Source organism: Hymenobacter sp. AT01-02, from assembly GCF_000961955.2.
GTDB lineage: Bacteria > Bacteroidota > Bacteroidia > Cytophagales > Hymenobacteraceae > Hymenobacter > Hymenobacter mucosus.
Window position 1 is genome coordinate 1 of sequence record NZ_JZIR02000094.1, and the last position, 23,884, is coordinate 23,884.

Annotated in this window: 23 protein-coding genes and 1 pseudogene; 16 read left to right on the forward strand and 8 right to left on the reverse strand. The window is 57.2% G+C overall.

What is annotated here, in order from left to right; genetic code table 11:
• Nucleotides 1-296, reverse strand: a 296-nt coding sequence (locus VI25_RS19750; RefSeq protein WP_201783342.1) for a hypothetical protein, incomplete at its 3' end; no start/stop codon positions are given.
• 525 nt (nt 297-821) lie between these two features.
• On the opposite strand from VI25_RS19750, the gene hisG reads away from it, so the two are divergent.
• From hisG to VI25_RS19805, 11 genes are all read left to right on the forward strand, one after another.
• Nucleotides 822-1,673, forward strand: coding sequence for an ATP phosphoribosyltransferase (hisG, locus tag VI25_RS19755; RefSeq protein WP_045690009.1), 852 nt, complete (start codon nt 822-824; stop codon nt 1,671-1,673).
• 134 nt (nt 1,674-1,807) lie between these two features.
• Nucleotides 1,808-3,112: a histidinol dehydrogenase gene (hisD, locus tag VI25_RS19760; RefSeq protein ID WP_045690008.1), complete on the forward strand. Its 1,305-nt coding sequence runs from the start codon at nt 1,808-1,810 to the stop codon at nt 3,110-3,112.
• A gap of 96 nt (nt 3,113-3,208) precedes the next feature.
• Nucleotides 3,209-4,258 carry a histidinol-phosphate transaminase gene (hisC, locus tag VI25_RS19765; RefSeq protein ID WP_045690007.1) on the forward strand — a complete coding sequence of 350 codons (1,050 nt, stop codon included), beginning with the start codon at nt 3,209-3,211 and terminating at the stop codon, nt 4,256-4,258.
• Nucleotides 4,259-4,392: 134 nt separating this feature from the next.
• Nucleotides 4,393-5,505 (forward strand): bifunctional histidinol-phosphatase/imidazoleglycerol-phosphate dehydratase HisB, encoded by a 1,113-nt coding sequence (gene hisB, locus VI25_RS19770; RefSeq protein WP_045690006.1) that lies wholly within the window; start codon nt 4,393-4,395, stop codon nt 5,503-5,505.
• A gap of 177 nt (nt 5,506-5,682) precedes the next feature.
• On the forward strand, nt 5,683-6,273 hold the full coding sequence (gene hisH / locus VI25_RS19775) for an imidazole glycerol phosphate synthase subunit HisH (RefSeq protein ID WP_045690005.1): 591 nt from the start codon (nt 5,683-5,685) through the stop codon (nt 6,271-6,273).
• A 51-nt stretch (nt 6,274-6,324) separates the two neighbouring features.
• Nucleotides 6,325-7,041, forward strand: coding sequence for a 1-(5-phosphoribosyl)-5-[(5-phosphoribosylamino)methylideneamino]imidazole-4-carboxamide isomerase (hisA, locus tag VI25_RS19780; protein ID WP_045690004.1), 717 nt, complete (start codon nt 6,325-6,327; stop codon nt 7,039-7,041).
• Nucleotides 7,042-7,054: 13 nt separating this feature from the next.
• Nucleotides 7,055-7,813 (forward strand): imidazole glycerol phosphate synthase subunit HisF, encoded by a 759-nt coding sequence (gene hisF / locus VI25_RS19785; RefSeq protein ID WP_045690003.1) that lies wholly within the window; start codon nt 7,055-7,057, stop codon nt 7,811-7,813.
• A gap of 70 nt (nt 7,814-7,883) precedes the next feature.
• A complete protein-coding gene (gene hisIE, locus VI25_RS19790) occupies nt 7,884-8,531 on the forward strand; it encodes a bifunctional phosphoribosyl-AMP cyclohydrolase/phosphoribosyl-ATP diphosphatase HisIE (protein ID WP_045690002.1) in 648 nt (215 codons plus the stop codon).
• A 405-nt stretch (nt 8,532-8,936) separates the two neighbouring features.
• Entirely contained in the window at nt 8,937-9,188 is a 252-nt protein-coding gene (locus VI25_RS19795) for a hypothetical protein (protein WP_045690001.1), read from the forward strand.
• Between the two features lie 139 nt (nt 9,189-9,327).
• Nucleotides 9,328-10,104, forward strand: a complete 777-nt coding sequence (locus VI25_RS19800) for a glycosyltransferase (protein ID WP_045690000.1) — start codon at nt 9,328-9,330, stop codon at nt 10,102-10,104.
• 11 nt (nt 10,105-10,115) lie between these two features.
• Entirely contained in the window at nt 10,116-10,769 is a 654-nt protein-coding gene (locus VI25_RS19805) for a lipid-A-disaccharide synthase N-terminal domain-containing protein (RefSeq protein WP_045689999.1), read from the forward strand.
• Between the two features lie 90 nt (nt 10,770-10,859).
• Here VI25_RS19805 and VI25_RS19810 read toward each other — a convergent pair.
• Nucleotides 10,860-11,839 (reverse strand): annotated as a pseudogene (locus VI25_RS19810) (GDP-mannose 4,6-dehydratase).
• A gap of 164 nt (nt 11,840-12,003) precedes the next feature.
• On the opposite strand from VI25_RS19810, the gene VI25_RS19815 reads away from it, so the two are divergent.
• Nucleotides 12,004-12,924, forward strand: coding sequence for a glycerophosphodiester phosphodiesterase (locus VI25_RS19815; RefSeq protein ID WP_089331367.1), 921 nt, complete (start codon nt 12,004-12,006; stop codon nt 12,922-12,924).
• A gap of 15 nt (nt 12,925-12,939) precedes the next feature.
• Nucleotides 12,940-14,637 carry an ArnT family glycosyltransferase gene (locus tag VI25_RS19820; RefSeq protein WP_082455721.1) on the forward strand — a complete coding sequence of 566 codons (1,698 nt, stop codon included), beginning with the start codon at nt 12,940-12,942 and terminating at the stop codon, nt 14,635-14,637.
• An 88-nt stretch (nt 14,638-14,725) separates the two neighbouring features.
• On the opposite strand, the gene VI25_RS19825 is transcribed toward VI25_RS19820, so the two are convergent.
• The 6 genes from VI25_RS19825 to VI25_RS27255 form a co-directional block, all read right to left on the reverse strand.
• Nucleotides 14,726-15,763 carry a hypothetical protein gene (locus VI25_RS19825; RefSeq protein ID WP_045689891.1) on the reverse strand — a complete coding sequence of 346 codons (1,038 nt, stop codon included), beginning with the start codon at nt 15,761-15,763 and terminating at the stop codon, nt 14,726-14,728.
• Between the two features lie 915 nt (nt 15,764-16,678).
• Entirely contained in the window at nt 16,679-17,146 is a 468-nt protein-coding gene (locus VI25_RS19830) for a tetratricopeptide repeat protein (RefSeq protein WP_055562764.1), read from the reverse strand.
• On the reverse strand, nt 17,140-17,808 hold the full coding sequence (locus VI25_RS19835) for a tetratricopeptide repeat protein (protein WP_055562765.1): 669 nt from the start codon (nt 17,806-17,808) through the stop codon (nt 17,140-17,142). The genes VI25_RS19830 and VI25_RS19835 overlap by 7 nt, the downstream gene beginning before the upstream one ends.
• A gap of 88 nt (nt 17,809-17,896) precedes the next feature.
• Complete coding sequence (gyrA, locus tag VI25_RS19840) at nt 17,897-20,440, reverse strand: DNA gyrase subunit A (protein ID WP_045689889.1); 2,544 nt, start codon at nt 20,438-20,440, stop codon at nt 17,897-17,899.
• Nucleotides 20,441-20,567: 127 nt separating this feature from the next.
• Nucleotides 20,568-20,810, reverse strand: a complete 243-nt coding sequence (locus VI25_RS19845; RefSeq protein WP_055562766.1) for a hypothetical protein — start codon at nt 20,808-20,810, stop codon at nt 20,568-20,570.
• 90 nt (nt 20,811-20,900) lie between these two features.
• Nucleotides 20,901-22,190 (reverse strand): RNA 2'-phosphotransferase, encoded by a 1,290-nt coding sequence (locus VI25_RS27255; RefSeq protein ID WP_082455723.1) that lies wholly within the window; start codon nt 22,188-22,190, stop codon nt 20,901-20,903.
• A 143-nt stretch (nt 22,191-22,333) separates the two neighbouring features.
• On the opposite strand from VI25_RS27255, the gene VI25_RS19855 reads away from it, so the two are divergent.
• From VI25_RS19855 to VI25_RS19865, 3 genes are all read left to right on the forward strand, one after another.
• Nucleotides 22,334-22,753, forward strand: a complete 420-nt coding sequence (locus VI25_RS19855; RefSeq protein WP_236705153.1) for an antitoxin Xre/MbcA/ParS toxin-binding domain-containing protein — start codon at nt 22,334-22,336, stop codon at nt 22,751-22,753.
• 82 nt (nt 22,754-22,835) lie between these two features.
• Nucleotides 22,836-23,291, forward strand: a complete 456-nt coding sequence (locus VI25_RS19860) for an RES family NAD+ phosphorylase (RefSeq protein ID WP_045689887.1) — start codon at nt 22,836-22,838, stop codon at nt 23,289-23,291.
• A gap of 150 nt (nt 23,292-23,441) precedes the next feature.
• Nucleotides 23,442-23,884 (forward strand): response regulator (locus VI25_RS19865; protein ID WP_152981713.1); only part of this gene is annotated, 443 nt, incomplete at its 3' end.

The window sequence follows — 23,884 nt, forward strand, 5'->3', positions numbered from 1 at the left end:
CTACCCGTTTCACCTCCAGCCAAACCTATCGTCTGGTTGGTAACCACCGCGGGGGGGCTTGCTTGGGTAGAGGCAGCTGAACGGCTGAGCACTAGCCATGGACGCGGCGCCGTGGGTACCCCCGCGCCGGGGCTAGCCGGCTGCACGGGGGCGGCGGGCGGCGTAGCCACCGGACGCTTGACAAAGGCCGTGTCAGTTGGTAGCGCAGGGGTAGTTTGGGCCCAGGCAGCCGTTGATGCAAAAGCCATACTCAGACCCAGGCCCAGACGAGCCGAAAACCGGGCAATAGAAAACATACGCAGCGCAACAAGTGGTGAGCAGAAGGTGAGCAAGGCCAAGAAACGGGTCTCCCGCCATCCTGAAACAATGGTGCCAACTTCTGGTTGGGGAACTAGAACAACGTAAAGGTCTGCCTTTGTGGTAAATTTTTCCCTGAAAAGTTTCCATCCTACGGCCCGGCGCGTACATTTGCCTCGCAATCTGCCTGTATGCTTTACGCCGCATTAGTCCTTAGCCCCCTCTGCCAGCTGGCTGCCCCTCGTAGTGGCGCCCCGGCCGGGCTGCGCGTCTTGCATCACCATCATCGCGGGCATCATTCCTCTTTCTAGAGGAATATACGCATCATATTGACCCCGTTGGGCGAGCCGCACTAGGTTCGCCGGCCCCCGCACTCAGGTGGCCCCGGCCTTTTATGGCCCAGTTCCAACGTTCGGGTCCTGCTTGCCGTACCGCTTCCTACTATTTCCCCTGAGCAAATTCCTAGTGAGAGCCCCGTTGGGTGGCCGCTAGCTGTCTTTTACTCGCTACTTTCTTACTACCCCATGATTCGTCTTGCCATCCAGAAGTCGGGCCGCCTTAGCGAAGACTCCCTCAACCTGATCCGGGAGTGCGGCATCAGCTTTCTGAGCAGCAGCTACAAGCTCAAAACCGAAGCCACCAACTTTCCTCTCGAAATTCTCTACCTGCGCGACGACGACATCCCCGGCTACGTGCAGGATGGGGTGGCCGACTTGGGCATCGTTGGGCAAAACGTACTCGTGGAAGCGGGCTTGCCCCACCTGGAAATTGAAGGCCTGGGCTTTAGCAAGTGCCGCCTGAGTTTGGCCGTGCCCCGGGCTGCCGCGTATGAATCGGTGGCAGACCTGCAGGGGAAAAATATTGCAACTTCGTACCCGGAAATCCTGGGTGCCTACCTGCGGGAGCGGGGAGTAGAAGCCAACTTGCATACCATTAGCGGGTCGGTAGAAATTGCCCCCAGCATTGGGTTGGCCGAGGCCATTTGCGACATCGTGAGCAGCGGCTCTACCTTGCTCGGTAATGGCCTGCGGGAAGTAGAAACCGTGTTTCGCTCGGAAGCCGTTCTCATCGCCCACCAGAAGATGAGCGCCGAGAAAAAAGAGATTCTGGAACAGCTACAGTTCCGGATGCAGGCCGTGCGCCGCGCCCGCCGCAACAAATACATTCTGCTCAATGCCCCCACCGCGGCGCTTGACGCGGTGAAAGCCCTGTTGCCCGGTATCAAGTCGCCCACGGTAACTCCGCTGGCGGAAGAGGGTTGGGTGTCGGTGCAGTCGGTTATAAATGAGGACGACTTTTGGCACATCACCGGCCAACTCAAAGCCGTCGGCGCCGAAGGCATTCTGGTGCTACCCATTGAGAAGATGATTAGCTAACCGAAGCAGGATTAGGAAAGCAGGCGTGATACGGGACGAGTTTGGCCCTGCCGCCGCGAGCTTCCACCATGCTACCCGTACTCCTTATATATAAGGTGTGCAGAATCTCACTTCTTGCCTCTCGTTTCGACAGCATGCAACTCATTCAATATCCCCCACAAGCCGATTGGGCTGCCCTGCAGCAACGCGCTGCTGCCCAGCAGGCCCACGATGTGGAACAACGTGTGCAGCAAATCTTCGAGGATGTGCGCCAGCGGGGCGATGTAGCCCTGCGCGACTACGCCCGTCAGTTTGATCGGGCGGAGCTGCACGACCTGCGCGTGAGCCCCGAGGAGCTGGCCGCGGCCGTAGTCCAGGTACCCGCCGAACTCCAGACGGCCATCCGTCAGGCGCACGCCAACATCTGGAAGTTTCACGCAACCCAGCGCGAAGAGGAAAAGCGGGTAGAAACCATGCCCGGCGTGTCGTGCTGGCGCCGCTCGGTGCCCGTGCAGCGGGTAGGCCTATATATCCCCGGCGGCACGGCGCCGTTGTTTAGTACCCTGCTGATGCTGGGCGTGCCGGCCCGTTTGGCGGGCTGCCCCGAGATAGTGCTGACCACGCCACCTCAGCAAGACGGCTCCGTAAACCCCGTTATCTTGTTTACGGCTCATTTGCTGGGTATCACTACCATTATCAAGGCGGGCGGAGCCCAGGCCGTGGCGGCCCTCACTGGCGGCACCGACTCGGTGCCGGCCGTGGACAAAATTTTTGGTCCCGGCAACCGCTACGTGACGGCGGCCAAGCAGCTAGCGTCCCGCTATGGGGTAGCCATTGACATGCCCGCGGGTCCGTCGGAAGTTCTTGTCATTGCTGATGCGTCGGCCAACCCGGCTTTCGTGGCGGCCGACTTGCTGAGCCAGGCCGAGCATGGTCCCGACTCCCAGGTAATTCTGCTGTCCGACTCAATGCCGGTTTTAAAAGCTACTCAGGCCGAAGTAGCGCGCCAACTGGCCGAGCTGCCCCGGGCCGCTGTGGCCACGCAAGCTCTGACGGAAAGCCGGGCCATTTTGCTGCGTACGCCGGAAGAAATGCTGTACTTCTCCAACCAGTACGCCCCTGAGCACCTGATTCTGGCCGTGCGGAACCCCGAGCAACTTGCCGAAGGAGTGACCAGCGCGGGGTCCGTATTCCTGGGGCATCTGACCCCGGAAGCTGCTGGCGACTATGCCTCGGGTACAAACCATACGCTGCCTACCAATGGCTATGCCCGCAACTACAGCGGCGTGTCGCTCGATTCTTTCTTTAAGAAGATAACTTTCCAGCGCATCACCGCCGAAGGGCTACTGCAGGTGGGGCCGGTAGTGGAAACAATGGCCGAAGCCGAAGGCTTACGTGCCCACGCCCGCGCCGTCACGCTACGGCTGGAGTCATTAGCGGCCCCGGAGCAGAACAAGTAATACGTTGGTGTAAACCAGCGGCGGCCCGCCTCAGGTCGGCCAAACGAAAAATCGGACCCGCGCCACGTGCGCGCCATCAGTAACTCTAGTGTTTCCATGTTTGATTTAACTAGCCTCGTTCGCCCCAACATCCGGGCAATGAAACCGTATTCTTCTGCCCGCGATGAATTTCAGGGCGAGGCCCATGTCATGCTCGATGCCAACGAGAACAGCCTGGGTAGCGCCGGTCCCGAGCTGTTCAACCGCTACCCCGATCCGCTGCAGCGCGCCGTGAAGGCAGAATTGGCTCAGGTAAAGAAGGTAGCCGAAAATCAGATTTTTCTGGGCAACGGTTCCGACGAGGCCATCGACCTGCTAGTGCGCCTGGTGTGCGTGCCCGGGCAAGACAAGATTCTAATTTTGCCGCCTACTTACGGCATGTACGAGGTAGCCGCCAACCTAAACGACGTGGCCCTGGATCGCTTGCCGCTGACTACCGACTTCCAGCTGTCCTCCGAAACGGTGCAGCAGGTAGTGGCTTCGGATGCTAAAATTGTTTTTCTCTGCTCGCCCAACAATCCCACGGGTAACCTGCTCCATGCCGCCGCTATCGAGGAAATTTTGCGCGGCTTCCGCGGCCTAGTAGTTGTAGACGAAGCCTATGCGGATTTTGCCGCGGCGCCGAGTTGGACCACGCGTCTGGCGGAGTTCCCGAATCTGGTGGTGCTGCAAACCTTTTCCAAGGCGTGGGGTCTGGCGGGGCTGCGCCTAGGCATGGCCTTTGCCTCGCCGGATGTAATTGGCTACCTCAACAAAATCAAGCCGCCTTACAACGTGTCGGAGGCGACGCAGCAGCACGCCCTGGCGGCTCTGCGCGACGCTCCTCGTTTTGAACAGATGCGTGAGGCGCTGCTGCGCGGCCGCGACGAGCTAGCGGCTGCGTTGCCAAAGCTGGAAATTGTGGAGCACGTTTTTCCCTCCGATGCCAACTTCCTGCTCGCCCGCTTCCGCCCTGACGCTACTGCCGTCTATGACTACCTTGTGGCGCGGGGCATCATTGTCCGCAACCGCACTACGCAGCCGGGCTGCGCCGGCACCCTGCGACTGACCGTCGGCACGCCCCAGGAAAACGAACAGCTGTTAGTGGCCCTGCAGGAATACAAGTAATAGAACGCTTCAGCGGCAACGGGGCCTTCCGCGGAAGCTGGCCCCGCTGCCGCCGAGCCGTGTTTGCCTACTCCCGCAAGCACGTGGTATTTTACGCTCAACGATTCGCGGACTAATAGCTCCGCGCACGCTTTATGAAAAAGGTACTCTTCATTGACCGCGACGGCACCATCCTTATTGAGCCGCCGACGGATTTTCAGGTTGACTCGTTGACCCGAGAGAAATTTCAGTTTGTGCCGGGGGCCATCAGCGGGTTGGCACGTATTGCCCGCGAGCTGGATTACGAACTGGTGCTGGTGAGCAACCAAGATGGTCTGGGCACCGACAGCTTCCCCGAGGAGACGTTCTGGCCGGCTCATACGATGATGCTTGACATTCTTCGTTCAGAAGGAGTCGAGTTTGTGCGGGAGCATATCGACCGGAGCTTTCCCCACGAAAACCTGCCGACCCGTAAACCTGGGATCGGTATGCTGGCCCGCTACTTTGACCAAACTCATGGGTATGACCTGCCGAATTCCTTTGTCATTGGCGACCGACTTACGGATGTGGAGCTAGCCCAAAATATAGGCTGCCAGTCTATCTTATTAAAACCAGCAGGTGAGGAGGACGAGCGTGCCGCACTTACTACGATGAGCTGGGAAAAAATATACCAGTTTTTGCGGCTGCCCGCCCGTACTGCCATAGTACAACGCGACACCAACGAAACCAAAATCAGCATCGAATTAAACCTCGACGGCAATGGCCGTCCGCAGATGCATACTGGCCTGGGCTTCTTTGACCACATGCTGGATCAGCTCAGCAAGCACTCGGGAGTAGACCTGAAAATTACGGTGCAAGGTGACCTCCACATCGACGAGCATCACACCATTGAGGACACGGCTATTGCCTTGGGCGAAGCCTTCACACACGCCCTCGGTGACAAGCGCGGACTGGCGCGCTATGGATTCCTCCTTCCCATGGACGACGTACTAGCCCAGGCGGCTATCGACTTCTCCGGGCGTCCTTGGATTGTGTGGGATGCTGAATTCAAGCGGGAAAAAGTAGGCGATATGCCCACTGAAATGTTTTACCATTTCTTTAAAAGCTTTTCCGATGCCGCCCGTTGCAACCTCAATATTAAGGCGGAGGGGCAGAACGAGCATCACAAGATAGAAGCCATCTTTAAAGCCGTAGCCAAAGCCATTAAGATGGCACTGGTACGTGATGCAGGGAAAATGGAAATACCGAGCACCAAGGGGATTTTATAGTTTACTCATTTGTATATACAAATGAGTAAATGGTAGTAGCCAAGGAGTTGCGACTACGGCCAGCAGCAGGGTTCTCTAGACAGTAAGAGGGAATGTTCGATCTAACAAAGCCAAGTCAGTGTTTATACAAATGGTAAAGCAAATGAATAAACACCCATCTGACCTAGGTATTCTCAAATGGAAATAGCAGTCATTAACTACAAAGGTGGCAATGTGCAGTCGGTGCTTTTTGCCTTGGAGCGCTTGGGAGTCCGGGCCACCCTTACGGCCGACCATGAGCTCATCCGAAGCGCCGACAAGATTCTCTTTCCGGGGGAAGGAGAAGCCGCCTCGGCTATGCGGGAGTTGCGGGCCCAAGGCCTTCACGAGTTGCTGCCCACCCTGACGCAACCCTTCCTCGGGATTTGCTTGGGCATGCAACTACTGGGCCGTCACAGCGAGGAGGGTGGCGGAACCCAGATGCTCGGCATCCTGCCGTTTGATGTGGTACGTTTTTCAGCCGCCGCGGAGTACAAAGTACCCCACATGGGATGGAATACGCTGCAAGAACTTCGGTCACCGCTGTTCGAAGGCCTGCGCGAGGAAGACTACGTGTATTTTGTGCACAGCTACTATGCGCCGGTGGGAGAGTATACCATTGCCCAGGCTACGTACCCCGCCCCGTTCAGTGCCGCCGTGCAGCATCGTAACTTTGCGGCCGTGCAATTTCACACTGAGAAGAGCGGCCCGGTGGGCACGCGCATCCTGGAAAACTTTCTGAAACTTTAATGCTACGACCGGCTGCTTTTAGTACCGGTTCGTGGGTCGTGTTCCTAACCCATGGAAATCATTCCCGCCATTGACCTCATCAACGGCCAGTGCGTGCGCCTCACCGAGGGCGACTTCGCCCAGCAAACTACCTACGACAACGATCCGCTGGCCGTGGCCCAGCGCTTTGAGCAGCACGGGGTGCGGCGCCTGCATTTGGTAGACCTGGATGGAGCCCGGGCCAAGCAGCCCGTTAATTTGCCGGTGCTGGAGCGTATTGCGCGCCATACCCGTCTCACCATTGACTTCGGCGGCGGGCTGCAAAGTGAGCAAGCCCTGCGCCAGGCGTTCGACGCGGGCGCCCACCAAATCACGGCCGGTAGCATTGCCGTACGGGAGCCCGAAACGGTACGCGGCTGGCTTCAGACCTTCGGGGCTGACCGCGTTATTGTGGGGGCCGACTTCCGCGACAACCGCATTGCCATCAACGCCTGGGCCGAGCAGAGTGAGCGGACCCTGCAGGAGTTTCTTATGGACTACCTGGAGGCTGGCGCCACTACTTTTATATGCACCGATGTGAGTAAGGATGGCAAGCTGCAAGGCCCCGCCCTGGACACGTATCAGCATCTGCGGCAGCAGGCCCCGGCCGCGCGGCTGGTAGCCAGCGGCGGAGTTACCACCATTGCCGATGTAGAAGCCCTGGCAGCTAGTGGCATGCACGGGGCCATCATTGGCAAGGCCATCTACGAAGGCACTATTACCTTGGCTCAACTGCAACCCTGGCTGTAAGCACCATCGCCCTATGCTAACGAAACGTATTATTCCCTGCCTCGACGTGAAGGACGGCCGCACCGTGAAGGGCGTGCGCTTTGAGGGCCTGCGCGACGCGGGCGACCCCGTGGCGTTGGCTTCCCGCTACGCCCGCGAGGGCGCCGACGAGCTAGTATTTCTCGACATTACGGCCACCAACCAGAAGCGCGCAACCCTGGTAGCGCTGGTGCGCGATGTGGCTCGGGAACTGGATATTCCCTTCACCGTGGGCGGCGGCATTGGCACGGTGGCCGATGTGGGAGCACTGTTGCTGAATGGCGCCGACAAGGTCAGTATCAACTCCGCCGCCTTGGCCCGCCCGGAACTGATTGACGAACTGGCGGCGCGCTTCGGGTCCCAGTGTATTGTAGTGGCCGCCGATGCGCGCTACCACGAGCCCGAAGGGTGGCAGATTTACACCCGCGCCGGCACGCACAATACCGGGTTTGATGCCGTACAGTGGTGCCGCGAGGCCGCCGACCGGGGCGCGGGTGAAATTCTGCTCACGTCTATGAGCAACGATGGTACTAAGGATGGCTTCGCGCTTGATATTACGGGGGCTGTAAGCCGGGCCGTGTCGGTGCCGGTGGTAGCTTCTGGGGGGGCGGGCTCCATGCAGGATTTCACCCGCGTATTTCAGCAGGCCCACGCCGATGCAGGTCTGGCCGCTAGTATCTTCCACTTTGGTGAAATTGGCATCCGGGAGCTGAAAGAACACCTGCGGGCCGATGGCATTCCCGTACGCCTCTAACGACTTTCATTTCCTGCGAAACCGGGCATGAGCCCGGTTTCTATTTTCTCGGCGTTGTGCCGTTTCGTTTATGCAACTCGATTTTCAGAAAATGCCCGATGGCCTCGTGCCGGTAATTGTGCAGGACGCTCACACGGGGCAGGTGCTCATGCTGGGGTACATGAACCAGGAAGCGCTAACTAAAACGGAGCAGGAGGGACGCGTAACCTTCTTTTCCCGTTCTAAGCAGCGCCTCTGGACCAAGGGCGAAACCAGCGGCCACTTCCTGACCGTGGTGAGCCTGCACGAAGACTGCGACCAGGATGCGCTGCTGATCCGGGCCATTCCCGACGGGCCAACCTGCCACCGGGGCACTACTAGCTGCTTCGAGCAGGTGGGGCAAACTGCCTACCCCGCCCCGGCGGTAAGCTTTATTGCCGAGCTGGAGCGCCTAGTGCAGCGTCGGCATCAGTTTCCGGAGGAAGATGCCAAATCGTACACGGCTTCGTTGTTTCGCAAGGGCATGCCCAAAATAGCGCAGAAAGTGGGTGAGGAGGCCGTAGAAACGGTTATTGATGCCGTAGGCGGCAACATTGACGGGCTGAAAGGGGAGGCGGCCGACTTGCTTTACCATTTGCTGGTGCTACTGACCGCCGCGGGCTTAGGCCTGGAAGACGTGGTAGACGTACTCCGCCAACGTCACAGCACGATTTCCCAGGGCGTGCGCCGGGAAGAATAAGCAGCAGCTTAAAAACGAAAAAGCGCTCCGCTGCCCTAAGTACGGCAGCGGAGCGCTTTTTCGTTTTTAAGTTACCTCCTGTCCAGATCAGCAATTGTAAGGGTAGCCGTTTTTGTTCGAAGTTGTACTTGTTAAATATATAATAATACGAAGCTGAGGCGCTGATTGCAAAACACCGCTATTGGTTCCGTGGCATCCTTACTGTCCTATTCCCTGCGGGTTCTATGCCTTGCTACAGCCTGTATTGGCTTTAAAGTAATTGTTTGCTCAATTAAGTAGAGGTAAGTAGTTGTGCATTCGATTTATAACTATATTAGCCTAACTGCTCCGTAAGCAGATGGTTGGCTTTTTTCGTTTGTTGGGTAATTACCAGTCTTTATGTTCCCTTCTCCCGTTGCACACGCTATGCGGCTTTGGCAAGACATGCTAGGCCAAGAACACGAAACTCCCCGCTCTTTTCTCTGGCAAAATGTGGAGGATATGGAGCCGGATGAGGCGGGGCCCATTGCCTGGAAAAACCAGCAAATCAAGACCCGTATCTATTTCAAGGGCGACAAAGTTATTTGCGTGTTGGGCGACTACACCTACTGGCGTCGGCAGTGGCAGGCCTTCACGAAGTGGCATGCTGTGCCCCTGCAACAGATGGGAATGAACTGAGCCTGTGGGCCGAATGGATGGCTACGTGAGGTAGCGAATAGATAGCGCCCAGTCTACCCCGACTGGGCGCTTTTACGTAGGGGAGGGCACACGCCGAATCCTGCGTACCTTGCATCCCATTTCCATCCTTACTCCCCTTATGCCCGATAACGCCTCCTACCTTGCCCAGCAAAGTCTCACCGTGCTGGTACCCGTCTACAACGAAGAAGAAAGCCTGCGGCAGTTTGTGGTGGAGATGAATAAATTTTTAGCCGTAACCCCGGTTGCGACGACGGTGCTCTTCGTCAACGATGGCTCGACCGATGGCTCCTTGGCTATTTTGCGCGACATCTGCCGGCAGGACGCCCACTACGAGTTTATTAGCCTCAGCCAGAACCGGGGCCTGAGCACGGCCATCAAAGCGGGGATTGACCATTGCCGGACTACCTTGCTGGGCTACATTGACTCCGATATTCAAACCTCCCCGCTGGACTTCCTTAAGTTCTTCGAATTCTTCCCCCAGTATGATATGGTGAACGGTATCCGGGCTAAGCGCCAGGATACGGTAGTAAAGAAGCTTTCTTCCAAGATTGCCAATGGCGTGCGGCGCACCCTTATCAACGATGGAATTCAGGATACGGGCTGCCCGCTGAAGATCATGAAAATCGACTATGCCCGCCGCCTTCCGCTGTTTCATGGGATGCACCGCTTCCTGGGGGCACTGGTGCAGCTGCAGGGTGGCAAGGTGCACCAAATGCCGGTGCAGCACTTTCCCCGCTTTGCCGGTACGGCCAAGTACAACCTCTGGAACCGGGCCTGGAAGCCCCTGGTAGATACCTTCGGCTTCCGCTGGATACGCTCGCGCTGGAAAAACTACGAAATCGGTGAGCTGCACCGCGGGGAGGAACGTGGGGTAGCCTCGGCGACCGGTAAGTAAGGGCGCGCAGCATGAGCACCCAAACTATTGCGCTGGGCATCGGACTGGTGTCGCAGCTTTTATTTTCGAGTCGCATTGTCTTGCAGTGGATTCAGAGCGAGCGGGCCAAGCGCGTGCTGGTGCCCACTTTGTTCTGGCAGATTAGCCTCGTCTCGTCATTTCTGATGATTGTGTACGGCATCCTGCGCCACGACCCGGTAATTCTGGCGGCCCAACTCATCAGCTACGCCATCTACATTCGCAACCTGCAGTTGCTGGGCGAGTGGCGTAAGCTCAACCCCTGGTCGCGGGCTGCAGCTTACGTATTTCCCGTAGCCATGCTCGGCTGGTTTGTGAACGGCAACCAGCACTTCAGCCTGCGTAGCATGCTCGACAATCAGATTCCGCAGGGGGTGCTGCTCTTGGGTGCCGTCGGGCAGGCTATCTTTTTGCTTCGATTCGTGTACCAGTGGATTTACTCGGAGCGCAAAGGGGAGTCGTCGCTGCCCCTGAGCTTCTGGGTGATTAGTTTCGTAGGGTCCGTGCTGATTCTTGTGTATGCCGCCCTGCGGCGTGATGCAGTCCTACTTATTGGCAACATGTTTGGGACGGTGGTATATGCCCGCAACATAGTGCTCCTGCGGCGGGAGCAGCGCCGCCAAGGGCAAGCCCGTGCGGTCGCGTAGCAGGCGCGCCAGCATACACCGGGAAAGGCGAAGGGGCGCGGGGCACTTACTGCCCCGCGCCCCTTCGCCTTTCCCGGCACACCAAACTGCCTAGCTATGGCGCATTAAGTCCTGGTCCAGCCACTGTACAAACTGGCGTAAGCCTTCGGCCAGGGTTGTTTGGGGGGCGTAGCCTAGTAGCTGTTGTGCCTTCTGAATATCGGCGTAGGTGACGTCTACGTCGCCGGCCTGCATGGGCTGGAACGCCAGGCGGGGTTCTTGCTCCACGGCTTCACCAATAGCGTGAATCAATTCTAGCAGTGCCACGGGGCGGTTGTTGCCCAGGTTCAGGGTATCGTATACCCCCGTGTGGGTAAGCAAGTAGTCGACGCCTCGCGCAATGCCGTCAACGGTATCGAGCACGAACGTGTAGTCGCGGGCGGTGGTGCCGTCGCCGAATACGGGAATGGCTTCGCCAGCCCGCATCAGGCGCACAAACTTATGAATTGCGAGGTCGGGGCGCTGGCGGGGGCCGTACACGGTAAAAAACCGGGCATTCAGCACATCCAACCCGTAGAGGTGGTGGTAGGTGTAGGTGAGTTGCTCTCCGGCGAGCTTAGAGGCGGCGTAGGGGGAGATGCAGGCCGCCACGAGGTTCATCTCCTCTCGGAACGGCTGCTCCTTGGTGTTGCCGTATACCGAAGAGGAGGAGGCAAAGAAGAGCTTACCAATCTGGCGCTGCCGCATCCATTCCAGCAAGTGGGTAGTACCGATAACGTTATTCTCCAGATACGCTATGGGCTCGCGCACTGATGGACCACGCCCGCCTTGGCGGCCAGGTGCACTACGACGTCAATGGGGTCGGCGGGCAGGGCATCCACTAAAGCATCCAGCCCGTGGCGCAGGTCGGCTTCATGAAAGCTGAAGCGGGGGTGGGCCAGGCAGGCGGCCACGTTGGCGAGCTTGTGGGCCCGGTCGTAAAAGGGGTCGAAATTATCGAGGCCTACTACGCGGTGTCCGTCGTGGAGCAGCCGCTCGGCCAGGTGCGAGCCAATGAAGCCCGCGCAGCCGGTAACCAGTATGGATGCCATGCGTGAGGTGCAGGGAGAAAGGGAAATTAAAGGCTTCTTTGTTGAGCCGGGGGCGCAAAGGTAACGGAATTGACCACCCGGCGGTTTTGGAATTGACCACCCGGCGGTTTTTCGCGTATAGTTGCCCTGCCGAACCCCGAACAGGCGGGCGTGGCCTTGCTTCTATGTTTTCATTTTTACCTCGTTGGCTACCAGGGGTCCTTGCCGCAGTGGTAACCGCTTCGGGGCAGGCACCCCCGGCTGCCGCTCCCCAGAAGGCCTCCGTGTCGGGTACGGCACCCGCATTGGGCCGGCCCGTACTGATTGGCCATGCTGGGTCGGGCTTTTTTACCCTACTTCGTCCTTTCAACCCATTGCCGCCTAGCAGTCTACGGTCCCTTACCCGGGCCTTAGACCGCGGGGCGGAAGGTGTAGAGGTTGATCTGCGCCTAAGTCAAGACAGTGTTGTGGTGCTTTACCACAATGAAACGCTGGAGTCCATGAGTACGGGTACCGGCTACGTTAGTCAAACGCCGGCGGCGGTGCTGCAGCAACTGCGCTACCGGGGTGGGTGGCCCTACGACTGGTTTCAACATGAGCACCTAATTACGTTTGAAACATTGCTAGCCGTGTTGGCCAAACGAGGGGAGATGCCGTATCTGCACCTAGATTTGCACGAAGATGATGCGGCCGCTACGAACAATGTGGTCCGTAGTCATGCTCTCATTCGTGGGCTGGTGCAGGTGCTGGAGCGCTACCAGGTTCCGGCCGCGCGTGTTCTCGTTATCACCAACCGAGCGGCTACCCTGCGGTATGTACAGGCCCTACGCCCGGCATTACCCCGCGGGCTGGAACTTACGGGCGGATTCGACGCCGAATACCCCCAGGCCCGACTGGCGCCGGTACAGGCCGTGGTACTGCGTAAAAGCGACGTATCGCCCGCCCGAGTGGCCGAGGTGCACGCCAATGGGCAGCAGGTAGTGGTGTTTGGGGGACGCTCGGCCCGGGCCGTGGCGCGCGTCGTAGCCTGCCGCCCCGATGCTTACGAAGTCGATAACGTGCGCCAACTCCGCGCTACCTTGCGGCGGCAGCAGTCTGCTAATTAGTTTGACCTTATTCGAATGAGAGAACAACACGTACAGCCGGCGGGAGCAACCCGCCGGTGGCGGCGCTTGGCGGCCGTGCTCGGCATGTGTGGAGTGAGTTTTTTTCTGCACGGCGGCGCCCCCGGCGTTAGCTTAATGGAGTCGCGCAACTTTGTGGCCGCGCGGGAAATGGTTGCGGGAGGCTCCTGGCTGATTCCGACTATGAACGGCGAACTGCGCCTGGCCAAACCGCCCTTACCCACCTGGGCCGTAGCCGGAGTGCAGGCCCTCACCGGCCCGACCGATAACTTGGGGCTACTGCGGTTGCCGGCCGCTCTGGCCGCTACCTTGCTGGTGCTCTTCCTCTGGGGGCTTGCGCGGGAGCTTACCTGCGGCTTACCCGGGGAGGAACACCAGCCGGGGCGCACGGCGTGGGTGGGCGCACTTGTAGCGGCCAGTAGCTTACTGGTGATTACCACCGGGCGCGAAGGGCAGTGGGATATCTTCGCCAATAGCCTAATGCTGGGGGGGCTGTGGCTGCTTGTGCGTGGGTGGCGCCGGGCCGAGAATGGTACTGGCTGGCTAGCGGCGGCGGGCGTGTTGGGTGGCTTATCCATCCTGAGCAAAGGGCCGGTGGCCTTATTTGCTATGCTTGTGCCTTTTGTCGTTTCCTACCTGGTATACTCACCTGTGCACCGGCAACAGGCCCGCGCCCGCTGGCGTGGTACTGTGCTTGCCGCCGGGCTGATGCTGGGCGTGGGGCTGAGTTGGCCACTGTATATATGGCAGCACGTTGCGCCCACGGCGCGGGCAGTCGCCCGCACTGAAATCAATTCCTGGGGGGAGCGGCACGTCCAGCCGGCCTGGTTTTACTGGCCTTTTGCGGCCTTCACGGGCGTGTGGGCATTGGTCGCCATTGCTTCGTTGGTGTGGCCCTACGCCCGCCCCCGTATTCAGCGGTATATGCCGTATCTGCTGGCTCTGGGGTGGGTGCTGGGAGGAGTAGTGCTGCTGAGCTTAGTGCCGGAGAAGAAAGAGCGGTACATGCTGCCGTTAATGCCGCCCTTAGCTCTGCTGGTCGCAGGCTTGCTTCGTTATTGGGAGGAGCGTACTGTTCAGCGCAGCCGGGCTGATCAATGGCTTATTCGGGGGTGGGGTAGCTTGCTGCTACTCGTGTGTGTGGCCTTACCGGTGGCAATGGGGGTAGTGGGGTTTCCTGGTTTTGGGGTTGGCTCTGTCCGATTCGTACTGGCCGTAGTTGTATTTGCCGGGGTGGGGTGGTGGATTCTGCGGCGGGGACTGCCGGCTGCCAATCCAGTAGTACTTACCACGGCCTCGCTGCTAGTAGTAGGAGGGGTACTTACCCTACTTATGCCGATTTACCCGCTCTGGGAGCGTCGTAAGGATACGGTCGGGTTGCCCCACATTACCGACATTCGGACTCGCCCCAATTTGCGGGGTCTGACCTGGCGTAGTCTCGATACCCTCCATGTAAAACAAGTGTGGTCAGCTGGGCGCGCCGTTCCTATTTGGCACCTTCCCGATACTAGCGCAACTGCCGTAGCCCCACCACAATTACCTGTTGTAGTATTTTCTGCTTCGCCAGTAGCCGCTCGTATTCCCCGCGCCTGGCGGCAGAGGATTCAACTTAGTCAGCTTGATAGCTTCTATTTGGGTGGAAAGCCAGAAAACGGATACTGGTACGTTGCGACGCTAAGTCAACGGATGAAGTAGTTTATTATTAACATAATAAATAAATAGTAAGAAAAAACAGCCTTGTTCATAGCAAAAAAGAGGGGGGACGCTAGTCCCCCCTCTTTTTTTATCGCGTAAGCTGCCGGCGAATTTTTTCTAGTAACGCGCCGACAATGGCTAAATCATCTACGTCCTGTACCGATAGTTGTGTATCAACTCCTGGGCCGCTGATCTGAATAGTATAGACTCGCTCGCCTGTGTGGTGGTTAGCCGCAGTATTCCCCATAGGACGAGCGGTGTTTGCCGCTACGGGGGGATTTAGCGGCAGTACCGGTGGCGAAGCAGTTATACGAGGCTCTACTATAGGGGTGGCTGCTGAAGGCGGCGTAAATACCGCATCTGGTCCTGCTGGCGCTGGCGGCGTAGAGTACAAGGTGTCGGAAGAGGATATACCATCCTCAGAGGTATCATCATTGTCTGCCTCTAAGTCATCTGTATCAAGGCCAAATAAACTTGATACAGCGTCTTGTTGCCGTCCTGTTGGTACAATATCCTGTGGGAGTGTTATACCACCGGCACGTACTGTTTCTGGGGGAGCAGACGGCCCAGGAGCAGCAACACCTCCTTTAAAGAGGTTAAGTGGCATCTCAGAGCTTGCCAAGTCTCTTCTAGGAGCCTGCTGGGCTGCTAATTGGTCGATGTCTGCTATGACATTCCGCTCGTCCAGAATATCAACCATGCGGGCCCCGTCAACAAATGCTTTGGCTACGCTCTGTGCGTTGATCTCTTCAACGGCAAATTCCCGGATTAGCATCACATCCAGCATATGCACGGGAAGCTCTCTATTGCGGAATTTCCGACAGATCTGCGTGAACAGTGGGGGATGAAGGAAAGCCTCCCGGTGATATATTTTCTCTTCTTGCTTGTCGTATGCATGTTTGATACGCCGAAACAAATTGGTTGTAGTCAGAAACTCGCGCTTGCTAGTTAGTAAGCCAAACTTCACCGCAGAACCAATAATGGCTTTGAAAGAGCCACTGACTTTTCGGCTTAGTTTACGAGCTGCCGTCTCGATGGCGCATTTGCCACCTGTATCATCTACTACTTCTGCTACTTCCCAAGCACTTGTGTAACTAGTACGTGGGTAGTCTATGGTTTTAGGCATGAGGGTAAGAGCTTGTTATTATAAAGTGATACGTGGGTACAAAAACAAAGATGTAATAAATTCATCGATTAAAGTAATAAAAAGTAGTATAAAGTATAAATAAGTATTACTTTCTCTAACTTTTTTATGCTTTTTATTACTTTATAATATGTCCCGTGTATATTATCCCTTTTTATCCTTTATACTGCCTATCCATATATTATTTACCCTTCATCGGCTGGGCTTGCCCGGTAGGGTATGTTAGTAGGCATATACATCCACCAAATTTTACGCTCTAGTAGCTTAGAAATATTTTTTACAACTCTTTGCTTCGAATCAAAGCGCTATGCTCAGAAGAACTGTAAAAGCTTTTAGTAAGGGGCGTCTCATTTCTTTTAAATTGAAGAGGAGTGGAGCAACAATCAGTCACGTAACCAACTCTTCGTTTTATCATCGTATCTAGATGTACGGTGACTATGGTGACGTTAGGTACGATGGCGTTTTATTAGTCCCATTTTTATACCCGATTAAGTACCTGCTCTAAAATCCGCCACACGACTTATTGCATGGGCCACTTGTATATGTATATATCAGCTAGGGTGTTGTCAACAAACCGACATGGAGTCCCAGTTATAAGATCCCAGTTTTGATAGGAGATTAACTACACGCGCGAACTAGCAATAGTTGACATCCTTTATGTAGTGAGCGAGCCTAAGCAGAAGAACGCCTTCAGATCTACGCAGTCCAAAGGATGACTAACTAATAAAGCCTAAAGCCAATATATCACTGGCAAAGTGCTTGCACTAGCAGATGCCCTTTTGTCTTATAATTTATATTATGTTAAGTAGCGTTTTTAAAAAGCAGCCCGAAAGAACAATAAGATCTTCCGGGCTGCTTTTTTATAGCTCCCCTACCTTGTGGCAGGCTCGCAACTGCTTACTTCATCTTGGCTGACATCCGCTCTGAATCCGCAGCACGACCAACCCGCAGGTAAGCCTTCTGCAGGGAAGCAATGGTAGCACGGTCATCTGGCTGGGCCTGTAGCGCCTTCTCGAAGTACGGAATCGACTCCTGGAAGAACTTCTTGCCATCAGCCTCATACTTCTTGCCCGACTTGTTGTATTCGGCCAAGCTCATCTTGCTCGCTTTGGTATATAGGTCAGCCGCCTTGTTGTAGTTGTACACACCTAAGTTGAAGTTCGCGTCGAAGTTGTTCGGATCTACTTCAACTGCCTTCTTGTAGGCTTCCAACGCCTTGGCAGGCTGCTTGTCCTGATCCAAGATAGAACCCTTAACTGCGTACAGGTTGGAGTTCGTAGGATCTGCTGCAATTGCACGGTCAATCTTGTCGAGTGCTTCTTTGCCCCGGCCGGCGCTGATGTACATGTTCAGTTCCTCTAGCATAAACCTTTGTTAGTTGGGTACGCCTGCAGAGCCTGCTGCAACACTTTCATAGCCTCCGCATCATTCTTGTCCTGCCGAGCCATTTGCAACAGTCGCGTGTACATCTGCGGCGACTTATAGTTGTTGGTCTGCAGCTTGCCATACATTTCCTTGGCCGTTGAAAAGTCCTGCTTGGCTTCAGCAGCATACGCTGCGTACAACAAGGCAGTCGTATCCTGCGGGCGGATCTGCTGCGCCATTTTATACGACTTAATTGCTTCGTCGTAATTCTTGCCGTTGTAGCTTTCAACGCCGGCGTTCAGAGCCAACCCATACAGGCCATCGAGCTTCTGCACGGCTTGCTTGCCAAATTCGCCGTCCTTACCGTCGAGCTCAATGGCTTTCTGGTAAGATTGGAAGGCCGTAGTAGTGCCCTCGCCGGCGGTCAGGCCTTTGCTATAGATGGGGCTTGATACCATGGCGTCATAGATTTCGCCGCGCGTGTACCAAGTTTTTGCCTTACCCGAGGTTTTCTCGTTCGTAATGGCCTTGTCAATTTCCGTACGGGCTTTGTCTAGCGTACCCTGGCGCTGAAAGAGAACAGCGTTGGTTACCGCTGAGTTCTGGGCCGAAGCGGTGTGTAGGGCGGCCGCAGCCACGAGCGTCAATAAGGTCTTCTTCATGGGAGGTTTGCTGAAGAATTATGCAGGTTGAGTGAAAGGAATTGTAAAGCAAACGGCAGAACTCGAAGAGGAGTTCTGCCGTCGCAAGTTAATTAGCGCTGAGCAAATCGGGGTCAGTCAGCGAAGTCAGATCAGTGTCCGGGGCCGGCAGCAAGCCATTTTCTGCATCCAGGTCCTTATCTTCTTCCGCCGCCACCTTCGCCACCGACGATATTTCGTCGCCCTGGCTGATTTTTAGGAGCCGCACGCCCTGGGTTGCCCGGCCGATACTGCGCAACTCGGCCATCCGCAGACGGATGGTGATACCCGACTTGTTGATAATCATCAGGTCATCGGTGTCATTTACCGCTTTGATGGTTACCAACAGGCCCGTTTTATCGGTGAGCTTCATGGCGCGCACCCCTTTACCACCGCGGTTGGTGATGCGGTATTCTTCCAAGGGGCTGCGCTTGCCGTAGCCGTTCTCCGACACCACGAGCAGTTCGTCCTGGCTGTCCTTATCGATGCAGACCATCCCTACTACCCGGTCGTCGGCAGCGTCTTCGGCCAGCGTGATGCCACGCACCCCCGCCGCCGTACGGCCCATGGAACGTACCTTCTCCTCGGAGAAGCGTACGGCCCGACCGGAACGCAACGCTACTACCACCTCGGAAGTACCCGTCGTCAACTGCACGTCCAACAGCCGGTCGCCTTCGTTGATGGTGATGGCGTTGATACCAGCGGCACGCGGACGGGAGTAGGCTTCGAGAGGAGTCTTCTTCACCGTACCTTGCTCCGTGCAGAACATCAGGTAGGTATTCTCCAGGTAGTCGGGGTCACGCAGGCCGCGCACGTTGAGCACGGACCGCACGTTATCCTCCCGTGGAATCTCAATGAGGTTCTGGATTGGACGGCCCTTGGTAGCCTTCCCTCCTTCTGGCACTTCGTACACTTTTAGCCAGAATACGCGCCCTGCTTCGGTGAAGAACAGCAGGTATTCGTGGGTGGTAGCTACAAACAGGTGCTCGGTGAAGTCGTCTTGCTTGGAAGCCGCCCCGCGGGCACCTACCCCGCCGCGACCTTGCGAGCGGTATTCATCTAGGGCTGTGCGCTTGATGTAGCCTTCGCGGGAGATGGTAATAACCATGCTCTCGTCGGCAATCATGTCTTCCATGGAGAAGTCGCCACCGGCGTACTCAATGGTCGTCCGACGAGCATCACCGTACCGCTCCCGAATTTCTACGAGTTCGTCGCCAATGATCTTGCGCTGTAAGTCGTCGGAGGCTAATACGGACTTGAGGTAGTCCACTAGCTTCATCAGCTCATCGTACTCCTGTACAATCTTATCGCGCTCTAAGCCCGTGAGGCGCTGCAGACGCATGTCCAAGATGGCGCGGGCCTGCACCTCGCTCAGGGAGAACCGCTCGATAAGCTGCTGACGAGCTACTTCCCCGTCGCGCGAACTCCGAATCAGGGCAATTACCTCATCAAGGTGGTCCAGGGCAATAAGCAAGCCCTCCAAGATGTGGGCCCGCTTCTGCGCCTCGGCCAGTTCGTAGCGCGTGCGACGCACCACCACATCGGCCCGGTGGTCCACGAAATGGTGGATCAGGTCCTTGAGGTTGAGGGTCATCGGGCGTCCTTTCACCAGGGCCACGTTGTTGACGCCAAATGAGGATTGCAGCTGGGTGTACTTAAACAGGTTGTTCAGCACGACCGTTGGCATGGCATCCCGCTTCAGATCATATACCACGCGCATACCATCCCGGTCCGACTCGTCGCGCAGGTCCGCAATGCCCTCAATCTTTTTCTCGTTGATGAGCGCCGCCGTCTTTTCAATCATGGAAGCCTTGTTCACCATATAGGGAATCTCGGTCACCACAATCTGCTCCTTACCCGTTGCCGTGGTTTCGAAGTGAGCTTTGGCACGCATAACCACGCGGCCACGGCCCGTTTCGAAAGCCTGGCGTACGCCGTCGTACCCGTAGATGATGCCCCCAGTCGGAAAGTCAGGAGCGGTTACGTGCTCCATCAGCTCCGCTACGGTGATATCAGGGTTGGCCAGATAGGCAATAATGCCGTTGACTACCTCCGTCAGGTTGTGAGGCGCCATGTTAGTGGCCATACCCACGGCAATACCCGTGGTACCGTTCACCAGCAGGTTGGGAAACTTAGCCGGCATGACCGACGGCTCCTCCAGGGAGTCATCGAAGTTGGGCTGAAAGTCTACCGTATCCTTGTCCAGGTCGCCGAGCATCTCGTCGGCCAGCCGCTTCAACCTAGCCTCCGTGTAACGCATCGCCGCCGGCGAGTCGCCGTCGATGCTACCGAAGTTACCCTGCCCATCTACGAGGGGGTAGCGCAGGCTCCAGTCCTGGGCCATGCGCACCATCGTGTCGTACACGGAAGAGTCGCCGTGGGGGTGGTATTTACCGAGCACCTCCCCCACAATACGGGCGCTCTTCTTGTAGGATTTGTTGTAGGAAACGCCCAGCTCGCTCATGCCATAGAGCACGCGCCGGTGCACGGGCTTGAGGCCGTCGCGCACATCGGGTAGAGCGCGGGAGATGATGACCGACATCGAATAGTCGATGTAAGCCCCACGCATCTCATCTTCAATGTTTATCGGAATGATCTTTTCGCCTTCCGCCATAGGGAGAACTAAGTGGCCGTGGCCCCCTAAAAAGCGGGGGCATAAGGGCCCGTGAGAGTGAACTTCGTTAAGACTGCAAGATAGGCAAAAAAGGCCGTTTTACCTAATCTAGCGCCATCTTTGGGACCTATTTCAGCGTCTTCTTTCGGTCGTTTTTGTGCTTGCCGGAGCCCTGCTTATGCTCCTTGATTTTTTCGCCGATGGCCGGGTTTTGCTTCTTGAATAAAGGCTGGCCGCGGTACTTGGTGCCGTTGTGAAAATGCACCTTCCGGGTGTGGCAAGATTCCATGGGACAGGAACGGCAGGAGGCCACGAGCAACAGCACAACCAATGGGGTGAGCAACCGCAAAAACGGGTAATAACTTTTCATGCAAGTAGAAAGATAGAGGGGGAATGAGGGGGTACGGGGTCGGCTCGTTGGGTCACCCCGCCCCTGGCTGATTAGTACGAGGTGACCCAATTACGCTGATACATCCTGGCTGTCCCACTCGCGCAGGAACTGGGCCAGGAAGCGTTCCATAAAATGGTGGCGCTCCTCGGCCACCCGGCGGGCAGCGGGCGTGTTCAGCCGCTCCCGCAGGTGCAGCAGCTTCTCGTAGAAGTGGTTGATGGTAGGAGCCGTGTTCTGCTTGTAGCTTTCAAAAGAAGCGTGCTCAATGGGCGCTACATTAGGATCGTGCAGGGGGCGTCCCTTGTGGCCGCCGTAGGCAAAGGCGCGAGCCACCCCAATGGCCCCAATAGCATCAAGACGGTCGGCATCCTGCACCAGTTCTCCTTCGACGGTGCTCATGGGCGTGGCCACTCCCAGTCCCTTAAAGCTAATTTCGCGGATGATGGCTTCAACCCGCTGAATGACGGCCTCCGGGGCGTGCTGCGCCTGCAGCCACTGGCGGGCGGCCCGGGGGCCGGCTTCTTCGTCGCCCCCATGAAACTTCCAGTCGGCCACGTCGTGTAGTAAGGCGCCCAGTTCCGTTACCAGCGGATCGGCCTGGGGCGTTTGCTGGGCCAGGGCGCGCGCTACCTGCCACACCCGCCGAATGTGCTCCCAGTCGTGGCCGGAACCTTCGTGGAGAAACTTTGCGCGAACAAATTCGACCGTATGGTCAATCAGGAGTTGAGCGTCAGGCATAGGTAGCAACACGGAAAATAGGTGAACTGGCAAAGGTAACAGCTCCCCCGTACCCGCACGCCTACTCTGGGGCCTCACGTTGCAGGACCACGTATGCTGAGGCACGTGGTCGGTCAGCCACACCCCGTTGCCCGACTGATAAAAGATGCCCCCTGCCGCGTGCAGCCGGGCGGCGTCAATGGTTAGTAGAACAGGCTTGCCCCGGCGACTTCCCACGCGGCGGGCGGTTTCGGCATCAGATGAAAGATGCACATGATGCCGCTGCATTTTTTGCAAGCCCTCGCGCTGAATAGCGGGTAGCGCCGCGGCAACGGTACCATGGTATAGCAGGGCGGGTGGCACCAGGGGCGCCAGCCCCAACGCTACCGGCACACTATGCCCCTGCTGGGCCCGAATGCGAGTTCCGGTAGGATCAAAGGCGTAGCGTTGCTTGGCATCTGCCGCTACCAGTTGCTCCAACTCGGCACGTGTGAGATGCACCCCGCGGGTGGCGCACCCGGTCAGCAGGGCCTCTACTCCTACCCAGCCCCCTTCTTCCAGCGTCAGGCCTAGCCCGCTGGGGTTGTGCCGCAAGTGCAAGCTTAGAAACTTACTAAGGCGTGTTTGATCGAGGTAGGCCATGGGTAAAGGCAAGGAAAGTTCCCCCAGCAAGAAGGCAGAAAGGAATCTTTTGGAATGAATTTTCCGTTCGTGCGTATATTGCCGTCAAATGACGGTTTAAAAATACGCAAATGACAGTCGTTCGCAAAACTTCCGTTGCCAGTATGGTAGCCCTCATGGGTGGTTCGGCGGTAATTCCCCAGATGGTCAGCAATGAATTAGACTTGCTGGCCGTAGCCATTAAGGGGATTTCGGTGCAATCGGTGCGGGTACTACAGCGCCACCTCGGCTTTTCCAACAAGGAAATGAGCGCAGTACTGGGCGTGTCGGAAAGCACCTTGGCCCGGCGCGAACAAACTAAGCGCCCCCTCACCCTCGACGAGGGCGAAAAGGCAATTCAATTGTCGGCCGTGTTAGCCAAAGGAATGGAAGTGTTCGAGGACGAGGAGGATTTGCACTTCTGGCTTAATTCGCCCATCCCGGCCTTGGGTGGACAAAAGCCCAAACACTTGCTCCACTCCGTCATTGGCCGCGACCAAGTGCACGACGTACTGGGTCGCATTCAGTACGGCCACTTCTCATAATACGCACGAAAGCCAGGGCGCACAGGCCAGGGGGGACTTCGGGGCCCGGGCCGTTGTGCCCTCTTTTTCCCTATCTGCTGGTATGCTGCTGTACCGTTTGGGCAAGGCACCCTACATTTCTGATACTTCCGGGCAAGGTGGCCTGTACTACGGTGGACGCTGGCACAAAGTGGGCACCCAGATTCTGTATACTGCCGAGCATTTATCCTTGGCCAAGCTGGAGGTGCTGGCCAACTCGCCCACGCTGCCACGCAACTACTTCGCCCTCACCCTGGAAGTACCCGACACGACTCCCTTCCGGCAGGTACTAGCCTCCGACCTGCCCGCTAACTGGCAGCAAATTCCCTACCCTTCGGAACTGGCAACCATTGCCCGGGCCTGGCTTGATGAAGCCAAGTTCTGGATATTGCGCGTACCCTCGGCCCACGCCCCCACCGAGTGGAACTACCTGCTCAACCCACTCCACCCCGATCATCAGCAGTTGCGCACGGTAAGCCTTGAACCCCACCCCTTTGACGCGCGGCTGAAAGCCAGCTAGCCGGCCCACGCCCTACGCCAGCGAAAAACCGCGACTTTTGCGGCTCCTACTCCCCTGCTGCGCCATGCCTTCCAGAACCCTCCTCCTTATCGATGACGAAACCAGCCTCCGGCAACTACTAGCGCGGGTGCTAGAACTCGAAGCTACGCCGTGCTGCAAGCCCCCGATGCCAGCCGCGGCTTGGAACTACTGCGTCAGCACGCCGCGGAGGTCCTGGTGCTGCTCTCGGATGTGAAGCTACCCGATGGGTACGGCCTCGACCTGCTTCCCCGCTACAAACAAGCTGCCCCCCTGGCCGAAGTCATTCTGATGACGGCCTACGGCACCATTCCCGACGGGGTACGGGCCATGAAAGACGGCGCCTTTGATTACCTCACCAAGGGCGACTCCGATGACCAGCTGCTGGTAGTGGTGGAGCGCGCCGCCGAAAAGGCCCGCCTGCAACAGCGGGTAGCGGACCTGGAAAAAAAGATTGGAGCCCAGTACAGCTTCGAGAGCATGATTGGGCACTCAGCGGCGCTAGCCCAAGCCAAGAAGCTTGCTCAGCGAGTAGCGCCAACGGATAGCACAGTGCTGCTGGAAGGGCCCACCGG